The following is an 18,122-nucleotide window of genomic DNA, read 5'->3' on the forward strand; positions in this document are numbered from 1 at the left end:
CCTCGCCCCGGAGCCGCGCCATGTACGTCTCGGTCGTCCTGTCCACCGCCGACCTGCGCCCGCACGAGCACCCGCCCCTGCGGGCCGCGCTGGACGGTCCCCGTTAGGTCGTGCCGCTCTTCGTGCGCGACCGGGGGGTGACCGACGCCGGGTTTCGCGGCGCCTAACCGGCCGGCGTTCCTCGCCGACCGCTCGCGGGACCTGGACGCCGGGCTGCGCGAGCGCGGCGGGGGGCTGGTGGTGCGCTCCGGCGACGTCGTGGCGGAGGTGTGCGAAGTGGCCGCGGAGGCGGGCGCCGACGAGGTGCACATGGCGGCCGACGTGAGCGCCTACGCCCAGCTGAGGGAACGGCGGCTGCGCCGCGCCCTGGAGGCCGACGGACGGCGGCTGCACGTTCACGAGTCCGTGACCACCGCGGTGGTCCCCGGAGCGGTGACCCCGGCCGCCTGGGACCACTTCGCCGTGTTCACGCCGTACTTCCGGCAGTGGTCGGGGCAGCGTCTGCGGGACGTCCTCGGCCCGCCCCGCTCGGTCCGCGTACCGACCGGCATCGGGTCCGGGGACCTGCCGTCCCGGGGCTCGTCGCCGGGCATCTCGCCCGGGCTGGCCGCGGGCGGTGAGACGGCGGGCAGGGAACGGCTCACCGCCTGGCTCGGCTCCGGCGTGACCGCCTACGAGGACCGGCACGACGACCTGGCCGGGGACGCGACCTCCCGGCTCTCGCCGGACCTGCACTTCGGCACGCTGTCCCCCGTCGAACTCGTCCACCGGGCGCGCCGGGCGGGCCCGGCGCGCAGGCGTTCGTACGGCAGGTCGCCTTGCCTTCTGCCAGCGGCAGAACACCGGCCCGACCGGGCCCGGCGATCACTACAGTCCAGGCTCATGACGACGGTTACGACGCGCACGGTCGAATACACGGCCGACGGCCTGACGATGATCGGGCACCTCGCGCTCCCGGCCGGTACCGGCCGCCGGCCCGCGGTCCTGGTCGGGCCCGAGGGGATGGGGCTCAGCGACGTCGAGCGCCGCCGGGCCGATGCACTCGCCGAGCTGGGCTACGTGGCGCTGGCCTTCGACCTCCACGGCGGGCGCTATCTGGGCGACCCCGAGGAGATGCTGGCCCGTTGCATGCCGCTGCTCGCCGACCCCGACCGGATGCGAGGCATCGGCCACGCGGCGCTCGACGTGCTCCGCGCCGAGCCGCGGACCGACCCCGACCGGATCGCCGCCGTCGGCTACGGCACAGGGGGCGCGATCGCGCTGGAACTGGGGCGCGACGGCGTCGACCTACGCGCGATCGGGACAGTCAACGCACTGACCACGGGCCGACCGGGCGAGACGGCGCGCATCCACTGCCCGGTGTGGACCGGGGTCGGGTCGGAAGACCCGATCATGCCGCCCGCGCAACGGGACGCATTCACCACCGAGATGCAGGCCGCGGGCGTCGACTGGCGCCTCGTCATCTACGGCGGCGCCTTGCACGCCTTCCACCACCCACCGGTCGACCACACCGTGGTCCCCGGCGTCGGCTACCACCCACGGCACGCGCAGCGAGCGTGGCGTGACGTCGTCGACCTCCTCGCCGAGTGCCTGCCCATCACGGAGTGATCTGGTCGGCAACCTCGATTCCGGACCGCAAACCAAGCCGGTCGACCGTCACCACGCACCAAGCTCGGCCGCCCACCACCGGTGCTTACCGATCACCGGGCAGGTTTCTGGCGCATTCCGGTCCTGCCCCCTGACCCAAGTGGACGTGCCCCCGGCCTCCTGAAAGATCGGCCGGAGCACCAAGCGTTGCGGAAACAATGCGAGCGTGTCGGCGAGCGGTCGAGCAGACGCCGGCGCGTATCGTCGGCCGGCACTCGAAGATCTTGTGGGGCGTCGCCTTCTGCTGGCGCACTGAGCGTTGTGCACGGGCGCCGACCGGGCGAGCCATGGGGCTACGGCGCCGCAGCGACGATGTACTCCTCGCCGATCTCCTTCGCACCGAACGGCCACACCTTTTCCAACCATGCCCAGATCAGGAAGGCCACGCAGCCGAGAGCGAGCCAGGTGAGGGACCACTCGATGGGATGGCGGCCCGGGGAGTTCCTGTCGGCGTACCCGTAGATCACACACCAGCCGATGAAGGCGGCGATGCTCGGCAGGGGGTAGAGCCACATGCGGTACGGGCGGGGCAGCGCCGGCTGCCGTCTGCGCAGGACGGTCAGCGCGATGATCTGGGCGAGGGCCTGGACGATGACCATCACCGTGGTGAGCAACTGGATCAGCGTCGCGAGGTCGGTGTGGCGGCCGATCAGGAAGCCGACGGCGGTGATCGCGCCCATGGTCGCGAGGCCCAGCATCGGGAAGCGGTGCCTGGAGTGCAGCTTCCCGTACGGCCGGAAGAAGACCCGGTCGCGGGCGGCGTCGTACGGCACCCGGGAGCCGCCCAGCAGGCCGGTGAAGACCGAGGCGAACGCGGTGATCAGGATCAGCACGGTCACCGTGTCGGCCGTGCCCCTGCCCCAGGTCTTCTCCAGCACCGCCGAGGCCACCGAGGTGGAGGCGATGTCGTGCGGGTCGGTCATCCGGTGCCAGTCGACGACACCGAGCGTGCCGATCTGGAGCAGTAGGTAGATCGCCATGATGCCGCCGATCGAGAAGAGGATGGAGCGCGGCAGGGTGCGGCCGGGGTCCTTGATCTCGGCGCCCATGTAGGCGGTGGTGTTGTAGCCGAGGTAGTCGTAGATGCCGATGGTCAGGCCAGCGGCGAAGCCCGGCCAGAAGTGGTCGCTCGTCAGGTCGAAGGCGTGGGCCGGATAGGTGAAGGCCAGGTGCGGGCTGAAGTCCGTGGCGGCGGCGGCGATCACCAGGAGCACCGAGGCGATCATCACCGTCCACATCACGGCGGTGATGCGGGCGATGTGCTCGATGCCGCGCCAGAGCAGCATCACGACCAGGGCGATGATGCCGAGACCGGTCAGGTCGCCGGACGTCCGGCCCAGATCAGGGGCGAGATACCCCAGGTACTGGACGAAGCCGACCACACCCGTGGACATGATCAGCGGGATGAACAGCATCGCCGTCCACACGAACAGGAACGGCATGAGCCGGCCGGTGCGGTACTGGAAGGCCTGGCGCAGATAGACGTAACTGCCGCCGGAGCCGGGCATCGAGGCGCCCAGCTCGGCCCAGACCAGACCGTCGCACAGCGCCAGGACCGCGCCCGCGACGAACCCGATGACCGCCTGCGGGCCGCCGAACGCGGAGACCATCAGCGGGATGGTCACGAACGGGCCGATCCCGCACATCTGGCTCATGTTGATGGCCGTCGCCTGGAACAGGCCGACACGGCGGACGAAACCACCCGTGGGTGGCGGGCTACCGGGCATGGGGACTCCTGACGCTACGGGCGCTCCGCGGCACCGGCGGGGGCGACTGGCCGATAAAGTTAAGGAGCCTTACTAGGGGCGTCAAGTATGCGTCGGTCATGCACGAGAATGGTCCGATGGCCGCCGGTGACGTCATAGAGCAGCAGGAACAGCCCTGGAGCCGCCGACGCCTGCGCAGTACCAACGAGCGGCTGCTCCTGGACCGGCTGCGCGGCCTGGGCGCCGCGTCGCGCGCGCAACTGGCCCGGGAGACCGGCCTGTCGAAACCGACGGTGTCCAGTGCGCTTGCCTCGCTGGAGGCGGCCGGCCTGGTCCGTGAGGTCGGCACCCACGCTCCGGAGCGCGGGCGCACCGCCGTGCTCTACGCCCCCGACCCGGCGGCCGGGTACGCGCTCGGGGTGGACATCGGCCGGGGCTGGCTGCGCGTCGCGGTGGCCGACCTGGACGGCACGGTCGTCGCCCGGGCCGATGTACGCAACCGGGCCCGTGCCTCCGCCGCCCTGGCCGACCTGGTCGTGGGCACCGCGCGCCAGGTGATCGCCGACTCGGGCGTGGACCCGGCCGAGGTGGTGCACGGGGTGGTCGGTACGCCCGGCGTGTACGACGAGCGGCAGCGGCGGGTGCGGTACGCGATGCACCTGCCGGGGTGGGGGCGCGCCGGGATCGTCGACCGGATGCGCGCGGAACTGGGAGTGCCCCTGGAGGTGCACAACGACGCCAATCTGGCGGCGCTCGGCGAGTACACGTACGGCGTCGGCGCGGGCAGCCGGCTGTTCGCGTACATCCTCATAGGCACCGGCCTGGGGATGGGGGTCGTCAACGGGGGACGGCTGTTCACGGGGGCGCACGGGCTGGCCGGGGAGATCGGGTTCCTGCCCTGGCCGGGCCGGCGGAAGCCGGAGCGGCTGGAGGACGCGGTGTCCGGGGTGGCCGTGGTGGAGTCCGCCCGGCGGTTCGGGATGAGCGGGCAGCTGACGGCGAAGGCCGTCTTCGACGCGGCCCGGCAGGGCAATCCGGCCGCTGTGCGCGCGGTGGAGCTGGAGGGCGAGCGGATCGCGCACACCGTCGCGGCGGCCGCCGCGGTGCTCGACCCGGACCTCGTGGTGCTCGGCGGCGGCGTCGGTCACAGCGTCGATCTGCTGCTGCGCCCGGTACAGGACCAGCTGCGCGCCCTCACCCCGCTGCGCCCGCGGATCGCGCCGAGCCGGCTCGGGGAGGACGCGGTGCTGCTGGGCGCGGTGGCCACGGCCCTGGACACCACCCGGGACCTGGTGTTCGAGCGCAGGGCCGCCGAATCCTGACCCGTTCAACGTCCACCACGGCCGGGGTCGTTGACACGACCCGCGGGGCGCCCTAGCTTGAGCGAGATTAGTAAGGTTTCCTAACTTTACGAGGCTGGAGACCCCTGTGTTCCCTCGCCCCGCACTCGGACGCCGGTACACCACCACCGCCCTGGTCCTCGGTCTGCTCGGCACGCTGACCTCCGGCGCCTGGGCCGGCGGCCGGCAACCGGCGCCGCGCCACGGACACACCAAGGTCACCCAGGTCTCCTCCGCCGCCGGATCGAGCACTCCGCTCTCCGGCTACGCCATCCAGTCTACGGCGAAGGTGAGCGACTCCCCCGCGGCCGTCTCCACCCCCGGCTACCCGGCGACCGGCTGGTACCCGGCGGGCCCGCGCTCGACGGTCCTGGGCGCGCTCCTCACCGACGGCGTCTACGCCGACCCGTTCCACTCCACCGACCAGCAGAAGATCCCGCAGGCCGACTTCCAGGTCCCCTGGTGGTACCGGTCCGACTTCAGCGTCGAGGACACCGCACGGCGCACCTCCCTCGACTTCAGCGGCGTCGTCTCGGCGGCCGACGTCTACGTCAACGGCCGGCAGGTGGCGCCGGCCACGGAGGTCACCGGCACCTACACCCACCACGAGCTGGACATCACCTCGCTGGTCCGGCGGGGCACGAACACGGTCGCCTTCCGCGTCCGGCCCAACGACCCGGTCAACGACCTCACCATCGGCTGGCTCGACTGGCTCCAGCCGCCGCCGGACCAGAACATGGGCCTCGTGCGGGACGTCCTGGTGCGCAGGGGCGGACCGGTGGCGCTGCGCGACGCGCATGTGGTCACCGAGCTGGCCGTGCCCTCGCTCGCCACCGCCGACCTGACGGTGAAGGCCCAGGCCCGCAACGACTCGAGGATGCCGGTCACGGCCGAGATCTCCGGCGGCATCGGCGGGACGCACTTCACCAGGCACGTGTCGCTCGCCGCCCACGAGACGAAGACCGTCACCTTCTCCCCCGCCGAGGTGCCCGGCCTGCACCTGACCGGGCCGAAGGTGTGGTGGCCGGCCGGGATGGGCGGGCAGCCGCTGTACGACCTCCACCTCACCGCCACCGTCGCCGGCAGGACGTCGGACACCGCGCACCAGACGTTCGGCATCCGTGACGTGCGGGCGCCGCTGAACCCCGACGGCGCCCGCCAGTACCGGATCAACGGCCGCAGACTGCTGATCAAGGGCGGCGGCTGGTCCCCAGACGAGTTCCTGCGCTGGGACCGCGGCTACGTCGAGGACCGCCTGAAGTACGCCCTCGACCTGGGCCTCAACACCCTCCGGCTGGAAGGGCACCTGGAACCGGACGAGTTCTTCGACCTGGCCGACCGCTACGGCGTGCTCACCCTGCCGGGCTGGGAGTGCTGCACCAAGTGGGAGGGCGATGTCAACGGCAGCGAGAAGGGTGAGGAGTGGACCGAGGCCGACTATCCGGTCGCGAAGGCGTCCATGGCCGCCGAGGCCGCCCGGCTGCGTGGTCACCCGAGCGTGCTCTCCTTCCTGATCGGCAGCGACTTCGCACCCGACGCGACGATCGAGAAGAACTACCTGGACGCCCTGAAGGCCGCCGACTGGCCCACCCCGGTCGTCTCCTCCGCCTCCGACAGGTCCTCACCGCGCCTGGGCAGTTCGGGCATGAAGATGACCGGCCCCTACGACTGGGTGCCGCCCGGCTACTGGTACGCCAAGCGCGAGGGCGGGGCCACCGGCTTCAACTCCGAGACCAGCGCGGGTCCGAGCATCCCCACCCTCGACACCCTGCGCCGGATGATGACGCCCGCCGAACTCGACACCCTGTGGAAGGACCCGGACGCCAGGCAGTACCACCGCTCGCCGTCCACCACCTTCGGCACGCTGAAGATCTACGACGACGCCCTCGCCGGCCGCTACGGCACCCCCACGAGCCTCGACGACTACGTACGCAAGGCCCAGCTGGCCCAGTACGAGAACGTCCGCGCACAGTTCGAGGCGTACGAGCGCAACGCGACGGACGGGGACCAGCCCTCCACCGGGGTGATCCACTGGATGTTCAACAGCGGCTGGACCTCCCTGCACTGGCAGCTGACGGACCGTTACCTCGACCAGAACGGCGCCTACTTCGGCGCGAAGAAGGCGAACGAACCGCTGCACGTCCAGTACTCCTACGACAACCGCTCGGTCGTGGTGGTGAACAACCGGCCCGCTCCCGTCCAGGGCCTCACCGCACGGGCCACGCTGTTCAACCCCGACGGCACGCAGAAGTACGACAGGACCGTCACCGGTGTGGCGGTAGACGGTGACGGGGCGCACGGAACACCGCTCACCCTGCCGCCCTCCGTGAGCGGGCTGTCGCGCACGTACCTGCTCCGCCTGGTGCTGACGGACGCGGCCGGCAGGGAGGTGAGCCGGAACGTGTACTGGCTCTCCACCAAGCCCGACACCCTCGACTGGACCAACACCACCTGGTACTACACGCCGACGACGAGCTACGCCGATCTCGCGGGCCTCACCTCGATGCCGCGGGTGCCGGTGTCGGCGACGGCGTCGACCACGTCGTCCGGCGGCATGTCGACCACCACGGTGACCGTGCGCCACGCGGGCAGCGGCAGGACGCCGTCGCTGCTGACGGACGTCCACCTGGTGGACGCGCAGGGCAGGCCGGTGCTGCCGGTGCGCTGGTCGGACAACGAGGTGAGCCTGTGGCCGGGCGAGTCGGTGACGCTGACCGCCACCTACCGGACGGCCGACCTGCACGGCTCGGCACCGAGCGTGCGGGTCTCCGGGTGGAACACGCCGAAGCGGACGGTGCGGGCGAGCTGACCGGACAGGGGAGCCCGTCACCCCCCGTGGCGGCGCTGCCGGCCCCCGGCGATCGCCGCCGGCTTCGGGGCCACGGACACCGAGGGGCCCGGCTGGATCGAGTGGTTCCTCCGGATCGCGCCGGCCGCACGGGGTGTCGCGGCGCTCGAACGGCCGCGGGCCGCCGCTGAGGCAGCGGTCAACTCCCGTACAGATAGGGGGTGGTGGTGCTCAGCGCGTGGAAGCCGAGGCGTTCCAGGATCGGGCGGCTCATGGGTGAGGCGTCGACCTGGAGGTAACGGTAGCCGGGTGGCGGCGACGCGGGCACGGTGGGCGACCAGGGCGCGGTAGACGCCCCGGCCCCGCCAGGGCTCGAGCGTGCCGCCGCCCCACAGCCCGGCGAACCGGGTGCCGGGTACCAGCTCCATCCTCGCGGCGCTGACGGGTTCCTCGCCGGCGAGCGCGACCACAGCGACGACCGTGCCGGGGTCGGCGGCCAGGCGCGTGAGCAGCCGGTGCCGCAGCCGGGCGCCGTCGGTACCGAAGGCCTTCTCGTGCACGTCCACGACCAGGTCGACGCCGGCCGGGTCGGTGGCCGGCGCGAGCCGGACGCCCTCGGGCGGTTCGGCGTCCAGGGCGAGCCGGGCCACCTCGCCGACCATCAGCGTCTCCTCGGGCTCGGCCCGGAACCCGGCGCTGGTGAGCCGGGCGCCGAGATCCACCGGCCGGTCATGGCCGTAGAGCTTCCACTCGAAGCCGTGTCCGAGACCGGTGAAGTACGCGATCTGCTCCTGGATCACCCGGTCCGCACGGGCCGCGTCCAGCCCGGACCAGAGCACGCCGTTCCAGCCCTGCGCGTCCGCGACCTGCCGCACCACCCCGCCGGCCCGCTCGATCCGGGCACCGGGACCGTCGGGACGGGCGCCCTCGCGCATGTCCCGGTCGTAGAGGGCGAGCACCGCCGCGTGATGCATGCGCTCACTGCAGCATGCCCGATCCGCTTGGGGCAACGGAGTTACCGGCCGGCGGAGTTACCGGCCGGCCGGCGTGACCGCCTTCGGCCGTTCACGGCCAGGTGGGCGGCGATCCGGGCGCGGATGCGGGCCAGGCAGTCTCTGCGGGCCTGCCTCGATGCGGTCGATGTGCCCCTGCGGCAGCGCCACCCTCCGCGGGGTGACGCACTGGGCGGATGCAGGGCCCCGGAGCCGGCGGGGTACGGCAGGATCTCCTCGTTGGCGCAGCAGGGCGGTGCGCGCCGAAGCCGCCTGGGGATCAGCCGAGTTCGAGCGTGGTGACACCGAACACGCGCTCCCGGGCAAGGTCACGCACGGGGCCGGTGTACATGCGGGCGGTCTCGAACGAGGCGCGCAGTCCCGCCTCTTCGGCGAGGGCGACACCGGCCGCATTCGGCACGGGCACGTCGATGGCGACCTCGTGGCCGACGGCATCGGCGACGAGGGCGGTGAAGAGTGCCCGGGCGTCCGCGGCGGTGTCCGCGAAGAGGGGCCCGATGCGCAGGCAGTCGTGTCCGGGGCGGATCACGCCGTAGCCGACGAGCCGTTCGCCGTCGTGGCGGACGACGGCGCGGTGGCCGGGGCCGGTGAGCCACTCGGCGAGGAAGCGTGGGCGGTCGGCCGGATAGCAGGCGCTGTCGTAGGCGGTGATCGCGGCCAGGTCGCCGGGCCCGGCAGGCCGTACGCCCCGGGCTGCCTCCCCCTCGGGAGCGATGCCGGTGAACCGGATGGTGCGGTAGGCGAGGTCGAAGCCGGACTGGCGGTAGTTGTCCTGCTGGGCGACGACTCCGTCGAGGCCGACGGTTCGGTTGCCGGCGTGGGCGAGGGCGGTCTTCCAGGTGGTGAGGCCGTGGCCGTGACCGCGCAGCTCGGGGCGGACGAGGTAGCAGCCGAGGAAGGCGTAGTCGGGGCCGTAGTTGACGACGGAGATGGCCGACACCGGCTCCCCGTCGATCCGGCCGAGGAAGAAGCCGTCGGGGTCCTGGGCGAAGAACGCGGACCCGTCGGACAGCCCGGGGTTCCAGCCCTCCGCCGCCGCCCACCCGCTGATCACCGGCCAGTCGGCGAGGGTGGCCTGCGTGACGACGAGGTCGTGGGGGGCCGCAGAGTTCATCGGTGCGCTCCGTTTCCGTCGGGGTCGGACTGCCGCGCAGCATCCTTCCGGATCAACGGGGGCCGCGCCACGGGGTGATCAGTCGTTGCGCACCGCGGCGCCACGGCCGCTCGCGGCCCGCAGGAGGAGCGGTATCGAGGCGACGGCCACCACACCGCGGCGGGTGAGGGCCGGGAGCCCGACCGGGCGCAACAGCCCCGGCGCAGCGATCGTCGTCGCCCGAGTATGCCGTCGGTCACCGAATCGGTCCTACGGCGACTCCCCACCGGGCCGGCGTCCGGTGGGGACTGGAGGGTGCCGGGTCAGCGGGTGCGGTTCGGGCGGAAGCGGCGGTACAGGGCGGTGCCCGTGAGGAGGAGCGCGGCGCTGCCGGCGACGGCGGGGGCCGTCAGGTCCGCTCCGGTGTGGGCCAGCGAGGGCGCCACCGGCCGCGGTGCGGCGTGGTGCGGGGCGGGGGCCGGGGGCTTCGGTGCCGGAGTGCCGGGGTGGCGAGGGTGGCGGGGGTGGTCGCCGGGGCCGTTGACCGACCGGTTGCCCTCGGCCGGGTTGCCGAGGCCCACCACGTTGACGCTGTTGCCGCTGACGTTCACCGGCAGGTGGACGGGAAGCCGGATGTCGTTGCCGGATATCACGCCCGGCGAGTCCGTCGCGCCGCCGCGGGTCGACGCCCCGCCGGACGAGGCCGATCCGCCCTCCCCGGCGCCGCCGGTGTTCGCGCAGGTGTTGCCCGCGGCCGGGTCGAGCAGCCCCGCCACGTTCGCGGTGTTGCCGCACACGTTCACCGGCGCGTGCACCGGGAGCTGGATGCCGTTGCCGGAGATCAGCGACCGTCCGGAGGCGGGCCGCCCGGGGCCCGCTTATGGTGATCCGAGGGCGCCGTTCCCCGGTCCGTGGCGGGCGCCCCGGGAGGCGATCGATGCTGACCAAGCTGTCCCCACGGCCCGCCGTGCGGCGCTGCGCGAGTGCCGCGGGCCTCGCCCTGGCGCTGCTCGGAGCCGGGCTGCCCGCGGCTGCCGCCGACCGGCCGCAGCCCGACCTGTCGCCCTTCTACCGGCAGAAGGTGGCGTGGGCCGCCTGCGAGGCCCCGGACATGCCGAAGGACCTCCAGTGCGCGAAGGTCACCGTGCCGCTCGACTACGCCCGCCCTCGCGCGGGCACGCTGGACGTGGCGCTGGCCCGCTACCGTGCCACGGGCGGTTCACGCGGCTCGGTGCTGCTGAACTTCGGCGGCCCCGGCGGTGCGGGTATCGGTGAACTGGCCACCGAGGGCAAACAGTTCATGGATCTGACCAACGGCTACGACGTGGTCACCTTCGACCCGCGTGGTGTCGGCCGCTCCTCCCCCGTCAGCTGCGGTGAGGGCGGCGACGAGGCCTCTGCCGTGACGAGCGAGAACGCCGACATAAGTCATCCGCAGGCACTGCTCAAGCGGGTGCGGCAGGCCGCCGACCAGTGCGCCCGGCACTCCGGTCCGGTGCTGCCCCACATCGGCACCGTGAACGTCTCCCGCGACCTGGACGTCATCCGCCAGGCGCTCGGCGACGAGAAGCTCAACTACCTCGGTTTCTCGTACGGAACGCGGCTCGGCGCGGTGTACGCGGCGCAGTTCCCGACCAAAGTCGGCCGGCTGGCCCTCGACGGGGTGGACACGCTGACCGAGCCGCTGTCCGAGCAGGGGATCGCGGGCGCCGAGGGGCAGCAGACCGCACTGGACGCCTTCCTGGACTGGTGTACGACGGATGTCGCCTGCCCGTTCGGCAAGGACCGGCGCGCGGCCGGGGACCAGATCGTCGGGGTCGTGCACTCCCTCGACGAGAACCCGGTGCCGACGGACTTCGGCGGCTCGTTCTCCGGCCAGGACCTGGTGGGCGCCATCGGGCAGGCCCTCTACAGCAAGGAGCTGTGGCCCTCGCTGGAGCGCGCGCTGGCCTCACTGGTCGAGGACGGCGACACCCGGGGCGTGCTGAACTTCTCCGCCGGCGGCATCGGCGTGCCCCGCGAACGGCACCGGAGGGACGGCGGGCTCGTCGACCCCGACGAGGTCCCGGCGGACAACCTGCCGGCCGCGCTGATGGCGATCAACTGCGCGGACGACCCCGACCGGCCGGCAGAGCCCCGGATCACCAAGGATCTGAAGGAGCTGCGGGACGCCTACGAGAAGGCGTCGCCGGTCTTCGGCCGCTACCGGCTCACCCAGCTGCTGATGTGCTACGGCCGCCCCAAGGGCACGGACTTCATCCGCGACCGGGTCAAGGACGTCCCCTCGGCGAAGCTGCTGCTGGTGGGCACGCGCGGCGACCCGGCGACGCCGTACCGGTGGACCGTGGAGACGGCCGAACGGCTCGGCCCGTCGGCCGTGGTCCTCGACAACCGGGGCGAGGGCCACACCGGCTACTCCTCCTCCACATGTGTGCACCGCAAGATCAACGACTTCCTGCTCTACGGCTCCCTGCCCGCGAACGGCAGCTCCTGCCCGGCGGACGGGAACGACTGGGGCGGTGGCATGAACACCTCCCGCTGAGAGCACAGGCGCCAGCGATGACGGCGCGGACAGCGGTGACCGACGGCACGAACACCGCCAATCGATGACAGGAATGGCGCAAGCGGGTGACAGGCCCTGAAGGGGGCAACCCTCCGGCCGCCCCGGCCGTCACACTGGGCAGGTGCGCTTCGGCCGCCGTATCCCGTACGGGACCACGACAAGGGGAACCACCATGCGCGTCCGCGCCGCCATCGCCGTACCCGCCGCCGCGGCCGCCGCCGCGGCCCTGCTGCTGACCGCGCCGCAGAGCCAGGCCGCCACGGGCCATGCCCCGCCCGTGCGCTGCGCCGAGAAGGCGCTCACGGTCCGGGCGAAGGCCGCGGCCGCCGACCCGACCGTGGTGCGCATGAGCGTCACCAACCGGGGCGCCCGTGCCTGCGTCGTCGACCAGGTGCCCACGGTGACCTTCGGGGACCTGGACGGGGCCGCGCTGCCGGTGCCGGAGGGCGGCACCGGCACCTACCGGCTCACGGCGGGCGGCACCGCCTACGCGGACGTCCGGACCATCGGCGACGCGGCGGACCCCGAGGCCCGCCGGGTGCATTCGCTCACCGTGGCCGCGTCGGCGGCGCACTGGGGCCGGTCCTTCACCGCCGCGCAGCTCGGCACCGGAAAGGAGGTCCTGGTGTGGGAACCGGTGACGACGTGGTGGCAGCGCACGGCGGCGGGCGCGGACCGGGCCATCGGCCTCAGCTGAGGGCCAGTTCCGGCGTGTAGAGGTCCAGCCAGTGGGCGAGGTCCAGGGTGCGTTCCAGACCGCGCCGGGCCACCTGGGTGCTGGCCGGTGCGGCCCGTTCGGCGGCCTCCCGGACCCGGTCCCGGTCGACCAGGTCGAAGACACGGTGGGAAGGCCGGGAGAGCAGGTCCTTGGCCTGGTCCTGGAGGGCACGGGCGTACCGCGGGTCCTGTGTGGAGGGGTACGGGCTCTTGACCCGCTCGTACACCGAGCGCGGCAGGACGTCCGCGGCCGCCTCCCGCAGCAGGCTCTTCTCCCGGCCGTCGAAGGACTTCAGCGCCCACGGGGCGTTGTAGACGTACTCGACCAGCCGGTGGTCGCAGAACGGCACCCGGACCTCCAGGCCGACGGCCATGCTCATCCGGTCCTTGCGGTCGAGCAGGGCGCGGACGAAGCGGGTCAGATGCAGGTGGCTGATCCGCCGCATGCGGTACTCGAAGTCGCTCTCGCCGTCCAGGCGGTCGATGCCGGCGACCGCGGTGCGGTAGCCGTCGGCGACGTAGCCCTCCAGGTTCAGGGACTCGCCGAGGTCGGCGCGCAGGACCTCGGTGTCGTCGCCGAAGTGGCGGCCGAAGTGCACCAGCCAGGGGAAGGTGTCGGCGCGGCGTGCCTCCTCGTCGAAGAACTGCAGGTAGCCGCCGAAGACCTCGTCGGCGGCCTCGCCGGACAGGGCCACCGTGGACTTCTCCCGGATGGCACGGAACAGCAGCAGGAGCGAGGCGTCCATGTCACCGAAGCCGACTGGCAGGTCGCGGGCGCGGATCACCTGCTCGCGCACGGCGGGGTCGGCGAGGGACTGCGCGTCGAGGACGATGTCCTGGTGGTCCGTGTCCGCGAGCCGGGCCACGTCGTGCACGAACGGGGTGTCGGGGGTGCCGCGCAGTTCGTCGGCGACGAAGTCGTCGGCGTGGCCGGCGAAGTCGACGGCGAAGCTGCGCACCTTCTCTCCATGCTCGGCCAGTCGCCGGGCGGCCAGCGCGGTCATGGCCGAGGAGTCGAGGCCGCCCGAGAGCAGGGTGCAGCGCGGTACGTCGGCGACCAGCTGGCGGCGCACGATGTCGTCGAGGAGCGAGCGCACGGTGGCGATGGTGGTATCACGGTCGTCGGTGTGCGGGCGGGCTTCGAGCCGCCAGTAGACGCGGGTGACGAGGCCGGAGCGGTCGACGGTGACGACGGTGCCCGGTTCGACCTCCCGCATGCCGTCCCAGATCGCGTGTCCGGGCGTCTTGATCAGCACGAACAGCTCGCGCAGACCGTCCAGTGAGAGGCGGGGGCGGGCCAGCGGGTGGGCGAGGATCGCCTTCGGCTCGGAACCGAACAGGACGCCGTCGGCGGTCGGGTAGTAGGAGAACGGTTTGATGCCCATGCGGTCGCGGATCATCACGAGCTTGTCGTGGCGGCCGTCCCACACGGCGAACGCGTACATGCCGTTGAGGCGTTCGGCGACCGCGTCCCCCCATTCGAGGTAGCCGTGCAGGACGACCTCGGTGTCGGAGTCGGTGGCGAACCGGTGACCGCGGCCTTCGAGTTCCCTGCGCAGTTCGGGGAAGTTGTACGTCTCTCCGGAGTAGACCAGGGCGACGGTTCCCTCGGGGGTCGCGAGGGACATCGGCTGGCGGCCGCCGGGAAGGTCGATGACGGCGAGCCGGCGGTGTCCGAGGGCGGCGGGGCCCTCGGACCAGGTGCCGCGGTCGTCCGGGCCCCGGCAGGCCATCGTCTCGGTCATCGCATGCAAGGTGGTGGCCTCGGCGGTCAGGTCACGGTCGAAGGAGACCCAGCCGGTGATGCCGCACATGCGCTACCTCCTGCCTCCGGTTCCCCGCCGACCCCTCGCTCACCCGTGCTTCCGGGAGACCGAGCACCCGAACGGCAACCAGTTGTATCCAGCACCTATATGGCGAGCCTCCGTCAGGCACTCGGGCACGGTCAACGCGGCCGTCCACGGGGACGGCCCGCACACCCCCACGGTTTCGGCCGCGTTTTGCTTGCGCGACATCCAGCGAAGCCCATGCCGCCGGGCCGGTTCCGTCGGGAACCGGCCAGAGGCAAAAACTTCCCCAACCGCCGTCCCCTTCACAGCTTTTCGGTCAGGAACCGGTCGAGCACCGTGGTCAGTTCGGCAGGCTTCTCCACGGGCAGTTCATGGCCCGCGTCCAGGATGCGCACGACCGCGTCCGGGTAGGCCTTGGCCATCCGGAGCATCTGCCGCACCGGTAGTTGGGCGTCGTGGTAGCCGTGCACCATCAGGGTGGGCGTACGGATCTCACCGGCCCGGTCGAGGACGTCGAAGGCGCGCATCGCGCCGTACAGCGTCATGACGACCTCGCGCGGGGTTCCGGCGGAGGCTCGGATGTGCTCGCGGATCTCCTCGCGCGGGTATCCGGGCGCGAAGGCCCGCTGGATGTTGGCGGCGACGAACAGCCTGAACGGCACCAGCGTGGAGGCCGCCATCAGCAGGCCCCGGCCGCGGCTGTACGTCATCCGGCCGATGGAGTTGACCAGCACCATCCGCTCGACCCGCGCGGGGTGGGCCAGGGCGACGGTCTGCGCGATCATGCCGCCCATGGAGTGGCCGATCAGCACGAACCGTTCGACCTTCAGGTGATCGAGCAGGGACAGGACGTCCTCGGCGAGTTCCGCGATCGTGCGCACCCCCGCCCCGGTGCTGTCCCCGTGGCCGCGCAGGTCGAGGCGGATCACCCGCCGTCTGCCGGAGAAGTGCGCCAGCTGGTGGTCCCAGCGGTGCCGGTTCGCGGTCCAGCCGTGGACGAACACCAGGGGCACGGCCTCCGCGTCGCGGGGACCCTCGTCGTCGTACGTCAGGGCCGCTCCGTCGACTTCGAGCTGTGGCATGGGGCCTCCTGGGGCGCGGTAAGTTCCGGTTACTGACGAGTACGGTAACCGGGCGCGTGGCACCGCGTCACCGGCGTGCGCTGAGGAACCCGCCGCACTTCCGGGACGGATTACCCCGAATGCCGTAGCGGCGAATCCGCCCTATCGTGCTGTTCATGGAGCACGCACTGAGTCCCGCCACCCTCGCCGAACTGCGGCGCCCGCGTCCCTACCCGGCGGTGTCCGTGCTGACGCCGACACACCGCCGTGAACCCGAGAACGGCCAGGATCCGGTCCGGCTGCGCAACGTCGTAGCCGAGGCCCGCAAGCGCCTGGAGTCCGACCCCGCCGTCACCCGCGACCGGCGTGCCGACGTCGTGGCACACCTCGACCGTGCGCTGGCCGAGGTCGACCTGACGCACGCCGAGGACGGCCTGGTGATCTTCGCCGCCCCGGGCGAGCACCAGGTCTGGTCGCTGGGCCGAAGCGTCCCTGAACGGGTCGTGCTCTCGGACACCTTCCTCACCCGCAACCTCGTCGCCGCGCAGGCGGCGGAACGGTCCTTCTGGGTGCTGTCCGTCTCCGCGGACCGCGTCACGCTCTGGAGCGGCGGCCCGGACCGGGTCGTCGAGGTCCGCTCCGGGGGCTTCCCGCTCATCCGCAACCGGGAGAACTTCGACGCCGAGCGCCAGATGCGCGTCGGTGATCTGCCGAGCACCTTCCGCGACGAGAGCACGCGGCAGTTCCTGCGGAAGGCGGACACCGCGATGAGCATGGTCCTGCGCAGGGAGCCCCGCCCGCTGTACATCACCGGGGAACAGGCGGCGCTATCACTGTTGGACGAGGCCGGCAGCGTCACGGAGGCCGCCGTGCGGGTACGCCGGGGCGGGCTCGCGCACGCCGGTCCCGACGCCGTGTGGCAGGCCATCCGGCCCGTGCTGGATGCGGAGACGACCAAGGACACCACGTCCGTGGTCCGGGAACTGACCTCCGCACGCGGCCACCGGACCTTCGCGGCCGGGCTGGACGAGCTGTGGCAGAGCGCCCGGGAGGGCCGGGTCCGGCTGCTCGCCGTGGAGGAGAACTACCGCGCGACCGTCCGCGACCTCGGCGAGCATCTGATGCCGGCCGAGTCCGGCGACCTGGACGCCCACGACGACATCGTGGACGAGCTCGTCGAGCAGTGCCTGGAGACCGGCGCCAAGGTGCGCTTCGTCCCCGACGGCACCCTGGGAGACGCGGACGGCATCGCGGGCGTGCTGCGGTACTGAGCCCCCGCCGCGCCGCCGGACCGAGGCCCTGCCGGGTTCGCGGAGGGGTAAGCGCTCTCCCGTCGGCGTACGCTACGGCGTGACCGTCGGCGGGAGGGAGCGCACTCATGGGTGACCTGCTGGGTGTGGCGGTACTGGGTGCCGGTCACATGGGAGCCGACCACATACGACGTCTCGACCAAGTGGTCAGCGGCGCCAGGGTCGCGGCCGTGGCCGACCCCGACATGGAGCGGGCGAAGGAGGCGGCGGCGGGTCTCTCCGCCGTGACGGTGCACGCCGATCCGTCGGCCGCGCTCGACGCGCCCGGTGTGGAGGCCGTCCTGATCGCCTCCCCCGGTCCCGCCCATGAGGAGGCGCTGCTCGCCTGCTTCGCCCGCGGGCTGCCGGTACTGTGCGAGAAACCCATGGTGCCGGACCCCACCGGCGCACTGCGGGTCGTGGAGGCCGAGGCGCGGCTCGGTCGTCGGCTGGCGCAGATCGGCTTCATGCGCCGCTACGACTCTGAGTACCGGCGGCTGAAGGCCCTGCTGGACGGGGGAAGCCTCGGCCGGCCCCTGATGCTGCACTGCACCCACCGCAACGTCTCCTCCCCCGCCGACTTCACCAGCGCCATGCTGATCAACAGCTCCGTCTCCCACGAGATCGACGCGGCCCGCTGGCTGCTCGGGCAGGAGCTGACGGCGGTGACCGTGCTGCGGCCCAGGTCTTCCGCGGGAGCCCCCGAGGGCCTGATCGATCCGCAGTTCGTCCTGTTGGAGACCGAGCGGGGCACCCTCGTCGACGTCGAGGTCTTCGTCAACTGCGGCTTCGGCTACCAGGTGCGCTGCGAGGCCGTGTGCGAGGCGGGCAGCGCCCGGATCGGCGACGACCCCACCATGGTGGTCACCACCAGGGGCAGCGCCGCTCACGAGGTGGCGCAGGACTACCTCGTGCGGTTCGCCGACGCCTACGACCGCGAGGTGCAGGCCTGGGTCGACGCCACCCGGTGCGGTGAGGTCACCGGCCCGGACGTATGGGACGGCTACGCGGTCTCCGCCGTCGCCGAGGCGGGGGTCCGGGCCCTGGAGGCGGGCGGCCGGGTCGCCGTCGACCTCGCCCCCCGCCCCGGCCCGCGATGGTGACGCGGGGGGGGG

The 18,122-nt window shown here is 72.5% G+C and carries 12 protein-coding genes and 2 pseudogenes; 8 read left to right on the forward strand and 6 right to left on the reverse strand.

Annotation, left to right across the window (positions count from 1 at the left end):
* Nucleotides 1-20: 20 nt before the first annotated feature.
* Together ABZ079_RS15000 and ABZ079_RS15005 are read left to right on the forward strand one after the other, a co-directional pair.
* Nucleotides 21-818 (forward strand): annotated as a pseudogene (locus ABZ079_RS15000) (deoxyribodipyrimidine photo-lyase); the annotation flags it as partial.
* A 64-nt stretch (nucleotides 819-882) separates the two neighbouring features.
* Nucleotides 883-1,608 carry a dienelactone hydrolase family protein gene (locus ABZ079_RS15005; protein WP_356939853.1) on the forward strand — a complete coding sequence of 242 codons (726 nt, stop codon included), beginning with the start codon at nucleotides 883-885 and terminating at the stop codon, nucleotides 1,606-1,608.
* 332 nt (nucleotides 1,609-1,940) lie between these two features.
* On the opposite strand, the gene ABZ079_RS15010 is transcribed toward ABZ079_RS15005, so the two are convergent.
* Entirely contained in the window at nucleotides 1,941-3,374 is a 1,434-nt protein-coding gene (locus ABZ079_RS15010) for an APC family permease (protein ID WP_356939854.1), read from the reverse strand.
* 116 nt (nucleotides 3,375-3,490) lie between these two features.
* Here ABZ079_RS15010 and ABZ079_RS15015 point away from each other — a divergent pair, with 116 nt between their 5' ends.
* Nucleotides 3,491-4,675, forward strand: coding sequence for an ROK family transcriptional regulator (locus tag ABZ079_RS15015; protein WP_356940074.1), 1,185 nt, complete (start codon nucleotides 3,491-3,493; stop codon nucleotides 4,673-4,675).
* Between the two features lie 106 nt (nucleotides 4,676-4,781).
* Nucleotides 4,782-7,502: a sugar-binding domain-containing protein gene (locus tag ABZ079_RS15020; RefSeq protein ID WP_356939855.1), complete on the forward strand. Its 2,721-nt coding sequence runs from the start codon at nucleotides 4,782-4,784 to the stop codon at nucleotides 7,500-7,502.
* 178 nt (nucleotides 7,503-7,680) lie between these two features.
* Here ABZ079_RS15020 and ABZ079_RS15025 read toward each other — a convergent pair.
* The 3 genes and pseudogenes from ABZ079_RS15025 to ABZ079_RS15035 all read right to left on the reverse strand — a co-directional run bounded on the left by ABZ079_RS15025 (nucleotide 7,681) and on the right by ABZ079_RS15035 (nucleotide 10,432).
* A pseudogene (locus ABZ079_RS15025) lies at nucleotides 7,681-8,455 on the reverse strand (GNAT family N-acetyltransferase).
* Nucleotides 8,456-8,753: 298 nt separating this feature from the next.
* Nucleotides 8,754-9,608 carry a GNAT family N-acetyltransferase gene (locus tag ABZ079_RS15030; RefSeq protein ID WP_356939856.1) on the reverse strand — a complete coding sequence of 285 codons (855 nt, stop codon included), beginning with the start codon at nucleotides 9,606-9,608 and terminating at the stop codon, nucleotides 8,754-8,756.
* Between the two features lie 302 nt (nucleotides 9,609-9,910).
* Nucleotides 9,911-10,432: a chaplin gene (locus ABZ079_RS15035; protein WP_356940075.1), complete on the reverse strand. Its 522-nt coding sequence runs from the start codon at nucleotides 10,430-10,432 to the stop codon at nucleotides 9,911-9,913.
* Between the two features lie 92 nt (nucleotides 10,433-10,524).
* Here ABZ079_RS15035 and ABZ079_RS15040 point away from each other — a divergent pair, with 92 nt between their 5' ends.
* Both ABZ079_RS15040 and ABZ079_RS15045 read left to right on the forward strand, forming a co-directional pair.
* A complete protein-coding gene (locus ABZ079_RS15040; RefSeq protein ID WP_356939857.1) occupies nucleotides 10,525-12,129 on the forward strand; it encodes an alpha/beta hydrolase in 1,605 nt (534 codons plus the stop codon).
* A gap of 193 nt (nucleotides 12,130-12,322) precedes the next feature.
* Nucleotides 12,323-12,847 carry a DUF4232 domain-containing protein gene (locus ABZ079_RS15045; protein WP_356939858.1) on the forward strand — a complete coding sequence of 175 codons (525 nt, stop codon included), beginning with the start codon at nucleotides 12,323-12,325 and terminating at the stop codon, nucleotides 12,845-12,847.
* Here ABZ079_RS15045 and asnB read toward each other — a convergent pair.
* Together asnB and ABZ079_RS15055 are read right to left on the reverse strand one after the other, a co-directional pair.
* Nucleotides 12,840-14,681 (reverse strand): asparagine synthase (glutamine-hydrolyzing), encoded by a 1,842-nt coding sequence (asnB, locus tag ABZ079_RS15050; RefSeq protein WP_356939859.1) that lies wholly within the window; start codon nucleotides 14,679-14,681, stop codon nucleotides 12,840-12,842. The two genes, ABZ079_RS15045 and asnB, sit on opposite strands and share 8 nt — an antisense overlap.
* A 278-nt stretch (nucleotides 14,682-14,959) precedes the next feature.
* On the reverse strand, nucleotides 14,960-15,739 hold the full coding sequence (locus ABZ079_RS15055) for an alpha/beta fold hydrolase (protein ID WP_356939860.1): 780 nt from the start codon (nucleotides 15,737-15,739) through the stop codon (nucleotides 14,960-14,962).
* Nucleotides 15,740-15,894: 155 nt separating this feature from the next.
* On the opposite strand from ABZ079_RS15055, the gene ABZ079_RS15060 reads away from it, so the two are divergent.
* The gene (locus ABZ079_RS15060; RefSeq protein ID WP_356939861.1) at nucleotides 15,895-16,989 is read left to right on the forward strand and encodes a chemotaxis protein; all 1,095 of its coding nucleotides are present in this window, start codon (nucleotides 15,895-15,897) and stop codon (nucleotides 16,987-16,989) included.
* 107 nt (nucleotides 16,990-17,096) lie between these two features.
* Complete coding sequence (locus ABZ079_RS15065; protein ID WP_356939862.1) at nucleotides 17,097-18,110, forward strand: Gfo/Idh/MocA family oxidoreductase; 1,014 nt, start codon at nucleotides 17,097-17,099, stop codon at nucleotides 18,108-18,110.
* Nucleotides 18,111-18,122 lie beyond the last annotated feature (12 nt).

Source organism: Streptomyces sp. NPDC006314, from assembly GCF_040613075.1.
GTDB lineage: Bacteria > Actinomycetota > Actinomycetes > Streptomycetales > Streptomycetaceae > Streptomyces.